Annotated in this window: 18 protein-coding genes and 2 tRNA genes; 12 read left to right on the top strand and 8 right to left on the bottom strand. The window is 67.9% G+C overall.

The annotated features are described in order from the left end of the window. The first annotated feature begins 221 nt into the window (after positions 1 to 221). Together V9K99_RS06900 and V9K99_RS06895 are read left to right on the top strand one after the other, a co-directional pair. Positions 222 to 635 carry a YciI family protein gene (locus V9K99_RS06900; RefSeq protein WP_337323238.1) on the top strand — a complete coding sequence of 138 codons (414 nt, stop codon included), beginning with the start codon at positions 222 to 224 and terminating at the stop codon, positions 633 to 635. Beyond that, a complete protein-coding gene (locus V9K99_RS06895) occupies positions 635 to 1,849 on the top strand; it encodes an RNA polymerase sigma factor (RefSeq protein WP_337323239.1) in 1,215 nt (404 codons plus the stop codon). Before V9K99_RS06900 ends, V9K99_RS06895 begins: the two co-directional genes overlap by 1 nt. An 11-nt stretch (positions 1,850 to 1,860) precedes the next feature. Here V9K99_RS06895 and V9K99_RS06890 read toward each other — a convergent pair whose 3' ends face one another. After that, the gene (locus V9K99_RS06890; protein WP_337323240.1) at positions 1,861 to 2,088 is read right to left on the bottom strand and encodes a hypothetical protein; all 228 of its coding nucleotides are present in this window, start codon (positions 2,086 to 2,088) and stop codon (positions 1,861 to 1,863) included. A gap of 345 nt (positions 2,089 to 2,433) precedes the next feature. Between V9K99_RS06890 and V9K99_RS06885 the strand changes: the two genes are divergently transcribed. Then, entirely contained in the window at positions 2,434 to 2,640 is a 207-nt protein-coding gene (locus tag V9K99_RS06885; protein WP_337323241.1) for a hypothetical protein, read from the top strand. 182 nt (positions 2,641 to 2,822) lie between these two features. Continuing rightward, positions 2,823 to 3,209 (top strand): hypothetical protein, encoded by a 387-nt coding sequence (locus V9K99_RS06880; protein WP_337323242.1) that lies wholly within the window; start codon positions 2,823 to 2,825, stop codon positions 3,207 to 3,209. 304 nt (positions 3,210 to 3,513) lie between these two features. On the opposite strand, the gene V9K99_RS06875 is transcribed toward V9K99_RS06880, so the two are convergent. The 3 genes from V9K99_RS06875 to V9K99_RS06865 all read right to left on the bottom strand — a co-directional run bounded on the left by V9K99_RS06875 (position 3,514) and on the right by V9K99_RS06865 (position 5,111). Next, complete coding sequence (locus V9K99_RS06875) at positions 3,514 to 3,828, bottom strand: hypothetical protein (RefSeq protein ID WP_337323243.1); 315 nt, start codon at positions 3,826 to 3,828, stop codon at positions 3,514 to 3,516. Positions 3,829 to 4,136: 308 nt separating this feature from the next. Further along, positions 4,137 to 4,207 (bottom strand) — tRNA-Gly (locus V9K99_RS06870). A gap of 46 nt (positions 4,208 to 4,253) precedes the next feature. After that, positions 4,254 to 5,111, bottom strand: coding sequence for a methionyl-tRNA formyltransferase (locus V9K99_RS06865; protein ID WP_337323244.1), 858 nt, complete (start codon positions 5,109 to 5,111; stop codon positions 4,254 to 4,256). Positions 5,112 to 5,202: 91 nt separating this feature from the next. Between V9K99_RS06865 and V9K99_RS06860 the strand changes: the two genes are divergently transcribed. The 6 genes from V9K99_RS06860 (at position 5,203) to clpX (ending at position 10,103) form a co-directional block, all read left to right on the top strand. Next, positions 5,203 to 5,275: transfer RNA gene (locus V9K99_RS06860), tRNA-Pro, on the top strand. Positions 5,276 to 5,350: 75 nt separating this feature from the next. After that, positions 5,351 to 6,751, top strand: a complete 1,401-nt coding sequence (gene tig, locus V9K99_RS06855; RefSeq protein ID WP_337323245.1) for a trigger factor — start codon at positions 5,351 to 5,353, stop codon at positions 6,749 to 6,751. Between the two features lie 136 nt (positions 6,752 to 6,887). Then, positions 6,888 to 7,124, top strand: a complete 237-nt coding sequence (locus tag V9K99_RS06850; RefSeq protein ID WP_337323246.1) for a hypothetical protein — start codon at positions 6,888 to 6,890, stop codon at positions 7,122 to 7,124. Between the two features lie 134 nt (positions 7,125 to 7,258). Continuing rightward, positions 7,259 to 7,882, top strand: coding sequence for a ClpP family protease (locus V9K99_RS06845; RefSeq protein WP_132207551.1), 624 nt, complete (start codon positions 7,259 to 7,261; stop codon positions 7,880 to 7,882). A 31-nt stretch (positions 7,883 to 7,913) separates the two neighbouring features. Then, complete coding sequence (locus tag V9K99_RS06840) at positions 7,914 to 8,525, top strand: ATP-dependent Clp protease proteolytic subunit (RefSeq protein WP_337323247.1); 612 nt, start codon at positions 7,914 to 7,916, stop codon at positions 8,523 to 8,525. A 282-nt stretch (positions 8,526 to 8,807) separates the two neighbouring features. After that, positions 8,808 to 10,103, top strand: coding sequence for an ATP-dependent Clp protease ATP-binding subunit ClpX (gene clpX, locus V9K99_RS06835; RefSeq protein WP_337323248.1), 1,296 nt, complete (start codon positions 8,808 to 8,810; stop codon positions 10,101 to 10,103). A gap of 87 nt (positions 10,104 to 10,190) precedes the next feature. Here clpX and V9K99_RS06830 read toward each other — a convergent pair whose 3' ends face one another. Together V9K99_RS06830 and V9K99_RS06825 are read right to left on the bottom strand one after the other, a co-directional pair. Then, positions 10,191 to 10,445 carry a hypothetical protein gene (locus V9K99_RS06830; RefSeq protein ID WP_337323249.1) on the bottom strand — a complete coding sequence of 85 codons (255 nt, stop codon included), beginning with the start codon at positions 10,443 to 10,445 and terminating at the stop codon, positions 10,191 to 10,193. Between the two features lie 46 nt (positions 10,446 to 10,491). After that, positions 10,492 to 11,460, bottom strand: coding sequence for an aldo/keto reductase family protein (locus V9K99_RS06825; protein WP_337323250.1), 969 nt, complete (start codon positions 11,458 to 11,460; stop codon positions 10,492 to 10,494). A gap of 251 nt (positions 11,461 to 11,711) precedes the next feature. On the opposite strand from V9K99_RS06825, the gene V9K99_RS06820 reads away from it, so the two are divergent. After that, a complete protein-coding gene (locus V9K99_RS06820) occupies positions 11,712 to 13,136 on the top strand; it encodes a glycoside hydrolase family 6 protein (protein WP_337323251.1) in 1,425 nt (474 codons plus the stop codon). Positions 13,137 to 13,237: 101 nt separating this feature from the next. Here the strand turns inward: V9K99_RS06820 and V9K99_RS06815 are convergent, their stop codons facing one another. Continuing rightward, complete coding sequence (locus V9K99_RS06815; RefSeq protein WP_337323252.1) at positions 13,238 to 14,089, bottom strand: SDR family oxidoreductase; 852 nt, start codon at positions 14,087 to 14,089, stop codon at positions 13,238 to 13,240. Between the two features lie 121 nt (positions 14,090 to 14,210). On the opposite strand from V9K99_RS06815, the gene V9K99_RS06810 reads away from it, so the two are divergent. Beyond that, on the top strand, positions 14,211 to 15,119 hold the full coding sequence (locus V9K99_RS06810; RefSeq protein ID WP_337323253.1) for an AraC family transcriptional regulator: 909 nt from the start codon (positions 14,211 to 14,213) through the stop codon (positions 15,117 to 15,119). Here V9K99_RS06810 and V9K99_RS06805 read toward each other — a convergent pair. Further along, positions 15,106 to 16,155 (bottom strand): helix-turn-helix transcriptional regulator, encoded by a 1,050-nt coding sequence (locus V9K99_RS06805; RefSeq protein WP_337323254.1) that lies wholly within the window; start codon positions 16,153 to 16,155, stop codon positions 15,106 to 15,108. The genes V9K99_RS06810 and V9K99_RS06805 overlap by 14 nt on opposite strands. Positions 16,156 to 16,226: the final 71 nt, after the last annotated feature.

Below are 16,226 nucleotides of genomic sequence, written 5' to 3'. Positions count from 1 at the left end.
CGTCGCGTGTTGCGCGCTGGTCGCACGACCTGGCGAAGAGGAACAGCGACCTGCTTCCCATCGACGCAGGTCTCGCAAAGCTCTGTGCATGATGTTTGCTGCCGCTGCACTCTCTATGGGGCGGTGAGAGATTTCTGTGGGGCCGTGTCGATCCGGGCGTCGCCCGTTCGACCTGTGGGTGCGCGGGCCGAGAGGCGGCCCCGGCGGACGAGGAGAACGTGATGCCGAAGTACATGCTGATCATGCGGGGCACCGATGAGTCGAACGCGGCCCTGATGGCCAAGTTCGAGGAGTTGGCGGCCTCGACGTACCACTACATCGAGGAGTTGGTGAAGGCCGGTGTGTTCGTCGCCGCCGAAGGGCTGGACGATGCGGGCCAGGGCGTTGTGGTCGACTTCAGCGGCGAGGCCCCGGTGGTCACGGACGGGCCGTACGGCGAGACCAAGGAACTGTTCGGGGGCTACTTCCTGCTCGATGTCGCCTCGAAGCAGGAGGCGGTCGAGTGGGCCAAGCGGGTCCCGTCGGTCACCGGGTCCAAGATCGAGATCCGTCGGGTGGCCGGCGAAGACGAGATGCCGCCGGGCCACGAGGGGTCCGTCGAGGAACTGGCCCGGGGCGAGAGCACCAGGATCTGATGGACACGGCCGACGTCGAGGCCGTCTGGCGGATCGAGTCGGCGCGGATCGTCGCCGCGCTGACCCGGTTCACCGGCGATTTCGGGCTGGCCGAGGACGCCGCCCAGGAGGCGGTGGCCGAGGCGCTGGTGTCGTGGCCGCTCACCCCTCCGGCCAATCCGTCCGGCTGGCTGATGGCCACGGCCCGGCGGCGGGCGATCGACGCGATCCGCCGCCGGTCCGCGCTGCGGGACCGATACGCCTTGCTGGCGGCTGACCCGGTGGTCGACGAGGACATTGACCCGGACCGGATCGACGACGACATCCTGGCGCTGATGTTCGTTAGCTGCCACCCGGTGCTCTCGCCCGAGGCCCGGGTGGCGCTGACCCTGCGCGTGGTCGGCGGCCTGTCCACTGAGCAGATCGCCCGCGCGTTCCTGGTGCCCGTGCCGACCGTCCAGGCCCGCATCACCCGGGCGAAGAAGACGATCGCGGCGGCCGGGGTGCCGTTCGAGCTGCCGCCGGCCGATGAGCGCCGGGAACGACTGGGCGGTGTGCTCAGCGTCGTCTACGTCATCTTCACCGAGGGGTCGACGGCCACGTCGGGCGACCGGCTGCTGCGCCCCGGCGTCGCGTACGAGGCGATCCGGCTGGCGCGCACGCTGGCCGCGCTGCAGCCGGACGAGCCGGAGGTGCACGGTTTGCTTGCGCTGTGCGAGCTGACGGCCGCGCGCTTCCCGGCTCGGACCGGCCCGGATGGTTCGCCGATCCTGCTGGAGGACCAGGACCGGCGGCGGTGGGACTTCTCGGCGGTCCACCGTGGGCTGGCCGCGCTGGCCAAGGCATCCGCCCGCGGGCTCGGCCCCTACGGCCTGCAGGCTGCGATCGCCGCTACCCATGCGTCGGCGCCGTCGGTGGAGGCGACCGACTGGGACCGGATCGTGGTGCTCTACGAGGCGCTCGGCCGGGTCGCGCCCTCGCCGGTGGTCGAGCTCAACCGGGCCGTCGCCGTGGCCATGGCCTCGGGACCAGCGCAAGCCCTGGCGATGGTCGACGAGCTGATCGCCTTGGACCGGCTCCCCGGTTCGCACCTGGTTCCGACCGTACGTGGGGAACTACTGGCCCGCCTCGGCCGGCGACCAGAGGCCCGCGCCGAGCTGGAACTGGCGGCCCGGCTATGCACCAACCAACGCGAACGCTCAGTCCTACTACGCAAGGCAGCCGCACTGGGCTAAGGGCACGGGGCCTACGCATCCCGATTGTCCCAAGGCAACCACCTGTGGTCGGCGGGGTACGCCGCCCTCCACAGGGCGATTGCCGGCGGCCAGTATGTGATGGCCGCCACGAGGACGTACGTCGGCCTGATGGTCTCGCTCACCCAGTCAACGTGCCCGTTGTGCTTTGCCCACAGAGCGACGAGCCAGACCCAGCCGCCGAACCCGACGAAGTACGCCGTACCCCACACCCATCGCATCGCACGTGAGGACTTGCGCGCGAGCCAACCCCTCGACCAAGAATCGGAACAGTCGGGTTCGTCGGCCATGTGCAGTACTACCTCGCGACCTTGGCACAGTCCGCCTGTGGCGCTCGTGAGCGAGCGCTGCCCATCCACGAGTCCGCTGACGGACGCCGCCGCGGCACCGGCCGGGTGTAGTCTCCGCGTCCAGCGCGCACGAGGCCGATCGGATGGGCTGGGGGGGTCGACCAGGGTGGCGGAGAAGCCTTCGGGCTGGAGAGATCGCTTCCCGACCGGGCTTCTCCTCGGTGCACTGATCGGCGGCCCCGCTGCCTACGGAGGCGCGGCCCTGCTCGGCAGTGGGTGGTCGGCCTGCGACAAGGCGTCAACGCCCGCGCCAACTCCTTGACCCTGCTGCTCTTCGTGCTGTCGCTCCTCTGGGTGGTCGACTCATTCGTGTTCGGCCTGGTTTTCGCAGTCACATCCGGCAACACGCGCCGCCAGAAACTGCCCGCCGTCCTGGCCGCCCTTGCCGCCGGGGTCGCCCTTGCCTGGTCCGTCTTCGCCTAGCTCGGCACCCCAACTGACTCTCCCGACCCGCAAAGCCCCGCCGGCCTCCCAACCTGGTGGCCATGATGGATCCCTGCCTAAACCGAGCAGCAGACGAACGCCCCAGGCAGAATGCCCGCGGCTTAGGCCTTCTGTGCGCCCACTGCTGCGCTCTCGTGAGGGCACAGCGCGATGATGACGGTGTGAGCGACACCGACCCGCGGGTTGTATTCCTCTTTGACGGTATGGACCTCAACATGTTCCCGTCACTAGCCGCTGCCGAGGACTGGATGGAAGCGGTCGACGTTGATGCCGGCGAGTACACCAACGCGCTGACAGAGACAGGGCGGGTCATCACGATGAGGACAGAGAACGAGGAAGTCGTCCTCGCACTGACTGACGATGTCGACCTGACCAAATTGCACGACCTACTGCGCGAGCACGGTGAACTAATCGGGCAACCTGGTATCGAGTTGGACCCCGTGGGCTTCGCCAATCGGTGCTGGATGCTCGAATGGGAGCAGCGATGGCCGAAATGGCCTCGCTGGTTGGACTCACGCCTCCACCCGCACGGCCCCATCCAGGCGTAGAGCCAGTCTGTCGCGCGATCCGATGACGCCGGGACCCCCGTGCCGACGCGCCAATTGCACGGTAATGGCACAAGACGTGGGAGCGGTCCGCACATACGAATGGCCCAGGCTGGAGGTTGGTGCCTCTGACCTGGGCCGTTGTCCGTGGAGCGGGTGACGAGAATCGAACTCGCGTACCCAGTTTGGAAGTGCGGCCTATCGCCCGTGTGCACACGGCTTTCACGCTCGCAGCCGCACCCCTCTGGACCCTCTTAGCGACCGTCAACGCCCACCCATTGGGACGCGTCTAGGGCGCGAAATATCGCTAGGGCCCGGTCGCCTTGCCCGCATTGTCCCTCACGTTGTCCGCCGCTCGCTGAGCGTTTGAGCGGCTGGCGAAAGACTCGCCGGACGAGGCCACCTTGCTGGATGAGCGCCACGCCCGCCATCGGTACTTAGACCCGGCGTCGAGATAGACCTCGTAACGCGCTGTGGCGGCGCCGACCTTGAACGCCTCGGCTGCGCGTACGGCGTTGCTCCGGCTGTAGAAGGATTCCCCGGCCCAGGCGACCATCTGGCTGCCGCTGTACAGCCGCCATGTGTAGTGCCCGCCCGCATCGGCCTTCACTTCAAACTTCATGTCATTCCCCCCTGACCAGCTCCCTTGGCTGGCCGTGTGCTGTTACTCGGGGTATCGGTAGTCACCGCAACTCGTTACAGAGCACGCGACGGACGAGCGCGCTCGGGAGATCGCCGACCGGCTGAACGCAGTAGTTGAGCGGAAACCACGGTCGGTCATGGGGGCACGCCGGATGGCGAGGATAGGGCCGACGGGTGTTGGTCCCGGTCCGTAGGGCATGTGGAGGGCACGCCGCTGGAATCCCGTTCCGGCATGACGAAGGCCCCCGAGCCTCAGGATGTCTGTGGCTGGGGGCCTTTCGCGGTTTGAGCGGGTGACGAGAATCGAACTCGCGTAGCCAGTTTGGAAGACTGGGGCTCTACCATTGAGCTACACCCGCGGTGCTCGGACATGATTCCACATGTTCTGGGGTGGACTCAAAACGGTTAGCAGATGTGCAGGCGGATCGGGCCGGTGGCTGACTGGACGAGGACCTGTTCGTCGGCTTCCCAGCGGATCAGTGCCCCGGGTGGGACGTCGTACGGCGGACCGTCGACGGCCTCGATGCCGAGCACCATGAGCTCCTGGTCGCCGACTCGGGCGAGGGCGGACGGGGCGGCCAGGTTCAGGGCCGCGGTACGGCGCTGCAGTTGGGAGGCCGGCTCGGTCAGGTCGAGCCAGCGTTCGTCCTGGGTGAAGTGTGGGGCCGCAGTGGCCAGAGTGTCGTCCTGTGGTTCGCCGGGGTCACCGGCCAGCAGGCGTTCGACGCCCTCCTCGAGGACTTCCCTGAGCAGCCGGGTCCAGAGGTCGCGGAGGAGGCGGGCGGTCAGTGGGTCGGGCAGGGGGACCTCGCGCCGGGACAGGATCGCGCCGGTGTCGAACGAGGCCGCCGTACGGTGCAGTGTGGCTCCGGCAGTGCTGTCACCCGCGTAGATCAGTCGCTGTGGATTGGGCCCGCGTCCTCGTGGCAGTGCGGACGGGTGCAGGTTCACCGCGCCGTACGTCGGTATGCCGGTGAGCTCAGTCGGGATCAGCCGCGGGTACGTCGCCGAGATCACAAGATCCGGCCGGAGCGCGGCAACCGCCGGAACAGCGGTCTCGAGGAGCCTGTCGGTCGGCAGACACGGCTGACCGAGCCCAGGGAGTTGCAGCGCGAGTGGCGTCTGGTCGCCGCCGTAACGCCGGATCGCCTCCTCGGCGCTCGGTGTGACGACCAGGGCGAGCTCGTGACCGTGCCGGGCGGCCCAGTCCGCCACCAGTTGGTAGCCGGCCGGCGAGGCGTGCAGGCTGACGATGCGTAGCATGAACAACCTCTCCTAGGTACGGCGCGTACCCGCCAGGGGAGGGTGGTGGCGCGAGCATTGGGTTGGTTCGACTAGACTCGTGCGGTCACTGCGGGGCGTAGCGTAGTGGCTAGCGCGCCTGCTTTGGGAGCAGGAGACCGCAGGTTCGAGTCCTGTCGCCCCGACAAACCCCCTGCAGCACCCCTGCAGCGCGGGCTGTCCCCGTGCTGTGAAGTCATCGATCAAGGAGAACCGCCACCGTGAAGAGCACCGTCGAGTCCATGAGCCCGACGAAGGTCCGGCTCATCGTCGAGGTGCCGTTCGAGGAACTCAAGCCGAGCCTCGACGCGGCGTACCAGAGCATCGCGAAGCAGATCACCGTCCCGGGGTTCCGCAAGGGCAAGGTGCCGCCGCAGGTGATCGACCAGCGGGTCGGTCGCGGGCCGGTGCTCGAAGAGGCGATCAACGACGCGCTGCCGAAGCTGTACTCGCAGGCGGTCCAGGACAACCAGGTCAAGGCGATCGGCCGGCCTGAGGTCGACGTGACCGAGTTCAACGACAAGGAGAGCCTGCAGTTCTCCGCCGAGGTCGAGGTCCGCCCGGAGATCACGCTGCCGGACCTGGAGGGCCTGGAGGCCGAGGTCGAGGACATCGCCATCTCCGATGACGAGGTGGACGAGCAGATCGAGGCGCTGCGGCAGCGGTTCGGCTCGCTGAACCCGGTCGAGCGGGCGGTCCAGGACAAGGACTACATCACCCTCGACCTGTCCGCCAGCAAGGACGGCGAGAAGGTCGAGGAGGCGCAGGCCACCGGCCTGTCGTACCAGGTCGGCAGCGGACAGCTGCTGGACGGTCTGGACGAGGCGGTCATCGGTCTGAACGCCGGTGAGAGCAAGACCTTCGTCACCCAGTTGGTCGGCGGCGCGCTGAAGGGCGAGGACGTCGACGTCGAGGTCACCGTGACCGCGGTCAAGGAGCAGGAGCTGCCGGAGTTCGACGACGAGTTCGCGCAGACCGCGTCGGAGTTCGACACCGCCGAGGAGCTGAAGGCCGACGTCCGCGGCCGGCTGGAGCGCGGCAAGCGGCTGGAGCAGGCCGGCGAGGCGCGGGACGCCGTACTCGAGAAGATCCTGACGCTGGTCGACGTACCGGTGCCGGAGGGTCTGCTGACCGACGAGCTGGCCGCCCGGAAGGAGAACCTGGAGCAGCAGCTCGGGTACTCCGGGATGAGCTTCGAGCAGTTCCTGGAGGGCGAGGAGCAGTCCCAGGAAGAGTTCGACGAGGACCTGAAGAAGCGCTCCGAGGACGCGATCAAGGCCCAGTTCGTGCTGGACCTGGTGGCCGAGCAGCAGGAGCTGAGCGTCAACGACCAGGAGCTGACCGAGCACATCGTCCGGCACGCGCAGCGCTCCGGCGTCAGCCCGGACCAGTTCGCCCAGCACGCGGTCGAGCACAACCTGGTGCCGAGCCTGGTCTCCGAGGTCGTCCGCGGCAAGGCGCTGGCGCACCTGGTCGAGAACGCCAAGGTCACCGACGCCTCCGGCAACGTGGTCGAGCTGAAGACCCTGCAGCCGGACGGCTCCTACGCCGACCCGGCGGCGGCCGAGGCTGACGCCGAGACCCCGGCCGAGGCTCCCGCCGAGGAGCCGGCCAAGGCCTGACAAGCGGTACGACGCGACGGCCCGGATCCCCCGTGGATCCGGGCCGTCGCTGCGTACTCAGGTCGCTGAAAGCGAACTGAAAGCGGCGTTCCCTAGCGTTACCGGCGCATCGTAAGTCCGCCCTGGGGAGCGCCTGATGGAATCGAGACCGCCGGCCGAGCTCGACGAGCCCTGTCTGTGGCTGCCAGGACATCCCGTAGTGCACCGGCTGAGCGCCTGCCGGCCGCCCCGGCTTCAGGTTCGGCCCTGCCACGGACGGAAGACGATGCTCGCCGTACCCGCATCCGATCTGCCGACCGCTCAAGCACCTGGTGAGAGCGCCAACAGATACGAGATGCACGCCTTCGCCGCCGTTGCGCTCTGTGGCTGGTGACCGACGGCACGGGGCCTGTCGAGCGAAAGTTGTTGGCCGGAAAGAACTACGCTCAGGGCAGACACGGTGCGCCGTGAGCGAACACCTGTGGCCCAGCCTTAGGTCTGTCGCCGCCGCCCAGTAATGTCGGCTTCGTGAACGAGACATTTGCAGCCAGCCCCACCGCCGCGGGCGGCAACGGATCCGGCGGACTCGACGACCACATCTACCAGCGCCTGCTGCAGAACCGGATCATCTTCCTGGGGTCCGAGGTTCGCGACGACAACGCGAACGCGATCTGCGCGCAGATGCTGCTCCTCAACGCCGAGGACCCCAACAAGGACATCTGGCTGTACATCAACTCCCCGGGCGGCTCGGTGGACTCCGGCATGGCGATCTACGACACCATGCAGTGGATCTCCAACGACGTCGCCACCGTCGGGATGGGCCTGGCCGCCTCGATGGGCCAGTTCCTGCTCTGCGCCGGTGCGAAGGACAAGCGGTTCGCGCTCCCGCACGCGCGGATCATGATGCACCAGCCGTCCGGCGGTATGGGTGGTACGGCGAGTGACATCAAGATCCAGGCCGAGCAGTCGCTGCACATCAAGGCGCAGCTGTTCAAGCTGATCGCCGAGCACACCGGCCAGCAGCTCGAGCAGGTCGAGAACGACGCCGACCGGGACCGCTGGTTCACCGCCGAGCAGGCCAAGGAGTACGGCTTCATCGACCACGTCGTCGCCAGCGCCGCCCAGCTCAGCAGCGGCAGCCCGAACTCCTGATCTCCCACTCCGTCAGTTAAGGACGCACCCCATGAACTACTTCATCCCGCAGTGGGAGGAGCGCACGTCGTACGGCATGCGCCGGATCGACCCCTACACCAAGCTGTTCGAGGACCGGATCATCTTCCTCGGTACGCCGATCACCGACGAGATCGCGAACGCGGTGATGGCCCAGCTGCTCTGCCTGCAGTCGATGGACTCCGACCGCGACATCAGCATCTACATCAACTCCCCGGGCGGCTCGTTCACCGCGCTGACCGCGATCTACGACACCGTCCGCTACATCAAGCCGGACGTCCAGACGGTGTGCCTGGGCCAGGCCGCGTCGGCCGCCGCCGTGCTGCTCGCCGCCGGTACGCCGGGCAAGCGGCTGGCGCTGCCGAACAGCCGGATCATCATCCACCAGCCGGCCACCGAGGGCACCTACGGTCAGTCCAGCGACATCGAGATCCAGGCGAACGAGATCCTCCGGCTGCGCGCGCTGCTGGAGAAGATGATCGCCGACGCCAGCGGCAAGCCGCTGGAGGAGGTCTCGCGTGACATCGAGCGGGACAAGTTCCTGACCGCCGACCAGGCGATCGAGTACGGCCTGATCGACGACGTCCTGCAGACCCTCAAGACCCCGGTCCCGGCCGGCGTCTGAGCCTCGATCCGTGCGTCCCGGCCGCCGTACCCCAGTGCGGCCGGGAGTGCGGACCGTAGTGCTCCCATCACGTCCGACCCGCATCGACGGTGCTGACATGAGGCTGTCAAGGGCTCAGTGCGTTCGCCACCGGCGTAGTCACAACGCGGCGGCGGGCGCGGCGTTTCGGCCTTTGGCGCGGTACCGTCGAATCGGATCCGGGTTTGCCGTACGGCACCCGGCCCGAGCGGCCTACGCCCCCTTGGCCCACGGTTCGACTGCTCAGAGAAGGGATCTGTCCCGGTGGCACGCATAGGTGACGGCGGCGACCTGCTGAAATGCTCGTTCTGCGGAAAGAGCCAGAAGCAGGTCAAGAAGCTCATCGCCGGTCCCGGCGTCTACATCTGCGACGAATGCATCGATCTCTGCAACGAGATCATCGAGGAAGAGCTGAACGAGGGCTCCGAGGTCGGCCTCACCGAGCTGCCCAAGCCGCGGGAGATCTACGACTTCCTCAACGCATACGTCGTCGGACAGGACGTGGCCAAGAAGGCACTCGCGGTGGCGGTGTACAACCACTACAAGCGGGTCCGGGACGGGCAGGGCAGTTCGAGTGCCGGCCGGCACGCGAAGGACGAGGCCGTCGAGCTGGCCAAGTCGAACATCCTGCTGATCGGCCCGACCGGCTGCGGCAAGACCTACCTGGCCCAGACGCTGGCCCGGATGCTGAACGTCCCGTTCGCGATCGCCGACGCCACCGCACTGACCGAGGCCGGGTACGTCGGTGAGGACGTCGAGAACATCCTGCTCAAGCTGATCCAGGCGGCCGACTACGACGTCAAGAAGGCCGAGACCGGGATCATCTACATCGACGAGGTCGACAAGATCGCCCGCAAGAGCGAGAACCCGTCGATCACCCGGGACGTCTCCGGCGAGGGTGTCCAGCAGGCACTGCTGAAGATCCTGGAAGGTACGACGGCCTCGGTGCCGCCGCAGGGTGGCCGCAAGCACCCGCACCAGGAGTTCATCCAGATCGACACCACCAACGTGCTGTTCATCGTCGGCGGCGCGTTCGCCGGCCTCGACCACATGGTGGAGCAGCGGGTCGGCAAGAAGACGCTCGGCTTCAACACTTCGCGCGAGCCGGAGAAGCCGAAGGAGAGCGGCGGTTACTCCGATGTGATGCCGGAGGATCTGCTGAAGTTCGGCCTGATCCCCGAGTTCATCGGCCGGCTCCCGGTGATCACCACGGTGTCGCCGCTGGACCGTGACGCGCTGATCAAGATCCTGTCCGAGCCGAAGAACGCGCTGGTCAAGCAGTACCGGCGGCTGTTCGAGATCGACAACGTCGAGCTGGAGTTCAGCGACGACGCGGTCGAGGCGATCGCCGACCAGGCGCTGCTGCGCGGCACCGGCGCCCGCGGGCTGCGGGCGATCATGGAAGAGGTTCTCCTCAACGTGATGTACGAGGTGCCGAGCCGCGAGGACGTCGCCAAGGTCGTCGTCACCGGCGAGGTGGTGCTGGAGAACGTGAACCCGACGTTGATCCCGCGCGACCAGATCGAGCGCAAGCGCGAGCGCCGCGAGAAGACCGCCTGAGTTTTCGACGAAGGAGGCCGGGAGTCCGCTGTACGGCGGATACCCGGCCTCCTTCTGTTGATGGACACGACCGGAGCCGGCACCCGCCTACGTTCGTGGTTCGCCCAGTTCCTCTCCGAGTACGAGAAGGCCGGACCGAACGACTGTGCGCTGGCCGAGCTCGGTGATCCGAAGACTGTTGCCGAGAGCACCTTTGACCGGTTGAAGACGCATCCCGTCGTACTCACGGGCGTCAGAGCTGTTGGTGGAGTGGAACCGGCGCAAGGAGGAGTACGCGACGGTCGAGGGCTGCGGCCACACCGTGCTCGGCGAGAGCACCTGCGCCGACAACCTGCTGACCACCTACCTCACCACCCTCAAGGCGGGGAAGTTGGTTCCGCGGTGCATGTCAGGCCGTTCTCTCGATGGTGTCGGCCAGGATCGTGTCGATCGCTTCGAGCAGGTCCGGGTCGAGTTTGACGCCGGCGGCAGCGGCCGAGTCGGCGAGCTGCTCGGGGCGCGAGCCGCCGACGATCGCGGCCGAGATCCCGGGCTGCTGCAGGACCCACGCGATGGACAACTGTGCCAGCGACAGCCCCGCGTCGGCGGCCAGGGGCTTGAGTCGCTGGACCCGCTCGAGGAGGTCGTCGTACAGGAGCCGCTCGATGAACTCGGACCCGGTCGCGTCGGTCGCGCGCGAACCCGCGGGCGGCGGCTGACCGGGGAGGTACTTGCCGGCCAGTACGCCCTGGGCCAGCGGCTGGTAGACGATCTGCCCGATACCTTCGGGCTCACACAGCGGCACGACGTCGGACTCGATGGTGCGGCGGAGCATGTTGTACTGCGGCTGGTTGGACACGATCCGGTCCAGGCCCATGCTGTCGGCGATCTCCAGCGCCCGCCTGATCTGGTCGGCGGTCCACTCGGACACCCCGACGTACAGCACCTTCCCCTGCCGGACCAGGTCGTCGAAGGCCCGCAGCGTCTCCTCGAGGGGCGTCTCCTCGTCGTACCGGTGCGCCTGATAGAGGTCGATGTAGTCGGTGCCGAGGCGTCGCAGCGATGCGTGTGCGGCTTCCATCACGTGCTTGCGGGACAGGCCGCGCTCGTTCGCACCCGGGCCGGTCGGCCAGTACAGCTTGGTGAGGACCTCGACCGATTCCCGCCGTACGCCGGCCAGCGCGAGCCCAAGCACCTCCTCCGCCCGGGTGTCCGCGTACGCGTCTGCGGTGTCGAACGTGGTGATCCCGGCGTCGAGCGCGGCCCGGGTGCAGGCCAGCGCCTGCTCCTGGTCGATCTGCGCGCCGTGCGTGATCCAGTTCCCGTACGCGATCTCGCTGATCTTCAGGCCGCTGCGGCCGAGCCTGCGATGGAGCATCAGAGCTGTCCTCTCGTCGCGGTGGTGTGGGCGCCGCAGGGCGGAATCTGGGAGCGCTTCCAGTCCGCAGTCTAGACAGCTCGGGGAGCACTGTGAACCCTCGAAATCGAACTGAGCAACCCGGAGCGCGGTCTTGACGCGCACGGTCAACGGTCGGCACCATGCCTTCTGACACCGCTGAGAGCGGGTCAGATTGAAAGCGCTCCCGGACTGTCTTCCGCCCACGTCACCCAGACAGGAGAGCAGCACTCATGAGATGGATCACCCGCGGCCTGCTGGCGGCCGCGCTCGCCCTCGGTGTGGTCGTACCGACCACCGCGCCCGGCGCCAGCGCCGCCACCGAACTCATCAAGAACGGCACCTTCGCCTCCGGTACGACGAACTGGTGGGGCTCCGGAAACACCCCGATCAGCGTCGACGCCGGCCAGCTCAAGGCCGTCGTCCCGGGCGGCACGGCCCAGAAGTGGGACGCGATGCTCGGCCAGAAAGTGCCGGCGTTCCCGATCCACAAGGACCACCGCTACGTCCTGTCCTTCGACGCCCGCGCGAGTGCCGTCCGCGAGGTCCGGACCACTGTGCAGTTGAACGACGTCCCCTACACCGCCAACCTCGACAAGCTCTTCACCGTCGGCACCACGACCAAGCGGTACGCGTTCGCCTTCACGGCCGCGAATGAGATCACCGCCTCGGAGCTCACCTTCCAGCTGGGCGGCGTGGCCGGATACACGCTGTGGCTGGACAACGTGTCGCTGGTCGACAACTTCGGCAACGTGGCCGGCAACCCGGTCTCGATGACCAGCGGCTTCTACGTGGACCCGGACAACAACGCCAGGATCTGGAAGGACAAGCCGGAGAACCTCAATCACCCGGATCGGCAGCTCATCATCGACAACATCGCCACCAAGCCGGGGGCACGCTGGTTCGGCGGCTGGAGCGGTGACATCGCCGACGCGGTCCACCGGTTCGTTCGTGACGCGGACGCAGCCGACAAACTGCCGACGCTGGTCGCGTACAACATCCCCGGTCGCGACGCCTGCGGCGGACATTCGAGTGGGGGCGCGGCCGGTGAGGCCGCCTACAAGGCCTGGATCGAGACCTTCGCCGCGGCCATCGGCAACCGGCCCGCGCTGGTGATCCTCGAGCCTGACTCGATCGGCGACATCCAGTGCATCGACGTACAGCTGGAGAAGGACGCGCGGATCCGGATGCTGAGCTTCGCGCTGCAGGCGTTCAAGGATCTGGCGCCGAACACCTGGACCTACGCGGACGCCACGAACAAGGGCTGGGGGGAATACATCACCCTCGAGCAGGTGGCGGATTCGCTGACCAAGATCGGTGTCCAGAACGCCCATGGCCTCGCGGTGAACGTGTCGAACTACTACGACACCCCGCAGAGCATCACCTACGCGAACGCGCTCAACGGCCACCTCTCGTCGGCCAAGCCGTTCGTGATCGACACCAGCCGCAACGGCAAGGGTTCCCTGAACGGCGAGTGGTGCAACCCGGCGGACCGCAAGCTGGGCGTGACCTCGCAGGTCGGCGGCGGCGCCGAGATGCTGCTGTGGATCAAGGTCCCGGGTGACTCCGACGGCCTCTGCGGCATCAAGCGGGTCGATGCCGGCACCTTCGATCCGGACCTGGCGAAGTCGCTGATCCTCGGCGACAGCACCCCGTAAAGACTGACCGGGCCCGGGTGGGCCGTCCCGTCGGCTCGGGCCCGGTCGCTTGACGCTGGTACGACGTACGGATGACAGGCGCCCGTACGTCGTACCGGCTTCTACTGCTTCAGGGCGGCGGCGATCGAGTCGGCGATCGGGGTGGTCGGGCGGCCGATCAGCCGGCTGAGGTCGCCGCCGCGGCCGGCCAGCAGGCCGCGCTCGATGGCGTTGTCGACGTTGACGAGGATCGGGGCGAACTGCTCCGGGACCCCGGCGCCGGTCAGGATGCCGAGCAGCACCTCGGCCGGAACGTTGTTATAGGCAACGTCCTTCCCGGACTGCTTCGACAGCTCGGCGGCGTACTCGGCCAGCGTCCAGGACGTGTCGCCGTTCAGCTCGTACGCCTTCTTCTCATGGCCCTCGCCGGTCAGCACGACGGCCGCGGCGGCAGCGAAATCGCGACGGGAAGCCGAGCCGATCCGCCCCTCGCCGGCGCTCCCGACGACACCGTGCTCGAGCTGGACGGCCACCTGGGCGGTGTAGTTCTCGTTGTACCAGCCGTTGCGAAGGAACGTGTACGGCAGACCCGAGTCGAGGATCGCCTGCTCGGTCGCCTTGTGGTCGGCGGCCAGGTCGAAGTCGGCCTCCGGTCCACCGAGGACGCCGGTGTAGGCGAGCCGGCTGACTCCGGCGGCCTTGGCGGCGTCGATCACGGCCTGGTGCTGGGCGACGCGGTTGGGGTCGGTGCCGGAGATCAGCAGGACCGTGTCGCCTTCCTCGAAAGCCTTCGCGAGCGCGGCCGGGTCGTTGTAGTCGGCGATCCGGACCTCGACGCCACGGGCCCCGAGGCCAGCAGCCTTCCCGGCATCCCGGGCGACGGCGACGACCTGGTCGGCCGGGACGCGCTCGAGGAGTTCGTCGATGACGAGCTGACCGAGTTGACTGGTGGCGGCGGTGACGACGATGGCCATGAATTCTCCTTGTGATTGAGGGTTGCATCACCGAGGTTAGACAGGTCATGGGAGCGGTTCTATGTCCATTCAGCGCTCATTTATGTCTGATCGTCTTTCTGGACTGGCGTATGATGCGAGTATGGATGTTCTTGCCGACGTCGTCACCGCAATGCGCTCCGGTCCGGCCAGCTCCGGCCGGACCGACGTGCGTGGACCGTGGGGCCTGCGGTTCACCGAATCCGCGGGGGCGACGTTCCACCTGGTTCTGCAGGGGAGCTCGTGGCTCCTGCCGCCCGACGGCGGTGCGCCGATCGCGATGGGGCCGGGTGACGCGGTCCTGTTGCCGCGTGGGATCGAGCACGGGCTCGCAGATCATCCTGATTCACCGCTGGTGGACTTCGATCCCGCCGTCGAGCAGCCGACAGGCGGCGACGGCGCCCGGTCGTTGTTGCTGTGTGGGACCTATCGGCTCGATCGGCAGCGGCCGCATCCCGTGCTGAGCAACCTGCCGGATGTCGTCCACGTGCCGGCGGATCCCGGGCGGCATCGGACTCTGCACACCACGATCGGTGTTCTGGGGGAGGAGCTCGACGCCAATCGGCCGGGCGCGGCTGCCGTCGTACCGGCGTTGGTCGATGCCCTGCTGGTGTTGATCCTGCGGGCTTGGCTGGAAGACCGGCGATGCCCGACCGAGAGCGGTTGGTCGCGGGCGCTGACTGACACCGCCGTCGCACGGTCGCTCGAGCTGATCCATGCCGAGCCTGGTGCGACGTGGACTGTCGCCGATCTCGCCGGGGATGTCGGCCTGTCTCGCGCCGCGTTCGCGCGCCGGTTCACCGAGTCGGTCGGTGAACCACCGCTGACGTACCTCTCCCGGTGGCGAATGACGACGGCCGCGCGGTTGCTGCGTGATCACGATCGGCCGCTGGCCACTGTCGCGAAGGAGATCGGGTACACGTCGGAGTTCGCCTTCGCGAAGGCGTTCAAGCGTGACTTCGGGATCGCGCCCGGTGCCTATCGCAAGCAGTTGGCGGTCAGCGGTACGTGAGGTCGTCCGGCCGCAGTGTTGCCACCAGTTCACCCCGGCTGCGGACGCCGACCTTGGCGAACGCCGACTTCAGGTGGTCCTGGATGGTGTGCGGCGAGATCGACAGCCGGTCGGCGATCTCCGCGGTCGTGTGACCGGAGATCACCTCGAGGCAGATCTCCCGCTCCCGCGTGGTCAGTCCGTACGCCGCCAGCAGCATGCCGACCAGGTGATGGCCGGAGGCCGGCTCGATCGTCACCACGACCTCTGACTGGTCGTCGTCGCTGATCAACCGGCTGCCCTGCAGGACCACCCAGCCACCGGTGGGAGTGTGAATCCGGGCCTGGAACGTCCCCGTCGCAGCAGCTCTGGTCCCGGTCACGACGGCGCGCAGCAACACGTCGAACCGACCGGGCGCGATCTCGTTCAGCGCGTCCTTCCAGCTCTGCGCGGCCGAGGTGACCGCGCGCGGCTCACCGCCCGGCCCGGTCACCACGATGGACGGTCCGACCCCTCCTCGATACCCGTGGGCATCGGTGCGCACCGCCACTCTCGTTGCCGCGCCGATCGCCGGCGCCACCGACCCGATGAACTCCACCTCGCGCTCGGTGAAGTCCGTCCCGCCCCGGACGAACCCGGCCGCACCCCAGCAGTCGCCGTCGACCGTGAAGGCGGCCCGCAGTTCGTGGTCGATCCCGAGCGGCCGCCACACCTCGTTCAGCCGGCGATGCCCGACGACCTCGCGATAGGGCAGGTCGGACAGCCGGACCACCGGGTACGGCCGTCCGGCCAGTTCGGCGAATGAGTTCGGGTTGTTCGCGGCGTACTCCGTTTCGGCCAGTTTCAGCTCGTACTCCGCTGGGATGCGGCCGCGGCCGCTGGTCATCGAACCGATCACCAGCGTGCCGGGATCCATCGACGCCCAGCAGGTCAGATCCGCGCCGATGACCTGCTCGACCACCTCGATCGCGGCCGCGTGCAGTTCCGCGACGCCCAGTCCCGACGTCGCCAGTGCCGCGATGTCCCGCCGCGCGGACCGGGCCCGGCCCTCCCACATGGGCTCAGTATGCGCCGCCGACCACCGCCCGCCTATCCCCGAAATGTGGGGATTCGGTCGCCCGGAGAAGC

This window comes from Kribbella sp. CCNWLW201, assembly GCF_037203805.1.
In the GTDB taxonomy this organism is placed as follows: Bacteria; Actinomycetota; Actinomycetes; order Propionibacteriales; family Kribbellaceae; genus Kribbella.
Note: the sequence above shows the minus strand (reverse complement) of the source record. Positions and strands in the feature narration are given on the sequence as shown.

Coding starts and splice junctions, on each gene's coding strand:
- V9K99_RS06875 (WP_337323243.1), bottom strand. CDS start 3,828: ATGAAGTTTGAAGTGAAGGCCGATGCGGGCGGGCACTACACATGGCGG.
- V9K99_RS06890 (WP_337323240.1), bottom strand. CDS start 2,088: ATGCGATGGGTGTGGGGTACGGCGTACTTCGTCGGGTTCGGCGGCTGG.
- V9K99_RS06810 (WP_337323253.1), top strand. CDS start 14,211: ATGGATGTTCTTGCCGACGTCGTCACCGCAATGCGCTCCGGTCCGGCC.
- V9K99_RS06840 (WP_337323247.1), top strand. CDS start 7,914: ATGAACTACTTCATCCCGCAGTGGGAGGAGCGCACGTCGTACGGCATG.
- V9K99_RS06805 (WP_337323254.1), bottom strand. CDS start 16,155: ATGTGGGAGGGCCGGGCCCGGTCCGCGCGGCGGGACATCGCGGCACTG.
- V9K99_RS06865 (WP_337323244.1), bottom strand. CDS start 5,111: ATGCTACGCATCGTCAGCCTGCACGCCTCGCCGGCCGGCTACCAACTG.
- V9K99_RS06850 (WP_337323246.1), top strand. CDS start 6,888: ATGGAATCGAGACCGCCGGCCGAGCTCGACGAGCCCTGTCTGTGGCTG.
- V9K99_RS06900 (WP_337323238.1), top strand. CDS start 222: ATGCCGAAGTACATGCTGATCATGCGGGGCACCGATGAGTCGAACGCG.
- V9K99_RS06895 (WP_337323239.1), top strand. CDS start 635: ATGGACACGGCCGACGTCGAGGCCGTCTGGCGGATCGAGTCGGCGCGG.
- V9K99_RS06825 (WP_337323250.1), bottom strand. CDS start 11,460: ATGCTCCATCGCAGGCTCGGCCGCAGCGGCCTGAAGATCAGCGAGATC.
- V9K99_RS06815 (WP_337323252.1), bottom strand. CDS start 14,089: ATGGCCATCGTCGTCACCGCCGCCACCAGTCAACTCGGTCAGCTCGTC.
- V9K99_RS06820 (WP_337323251.1), top strand. CDS start 11,712: ATGAGATGGATCACCCGCGGCCTGCTGGCGGCCGCGCTCGCCCTCGGT.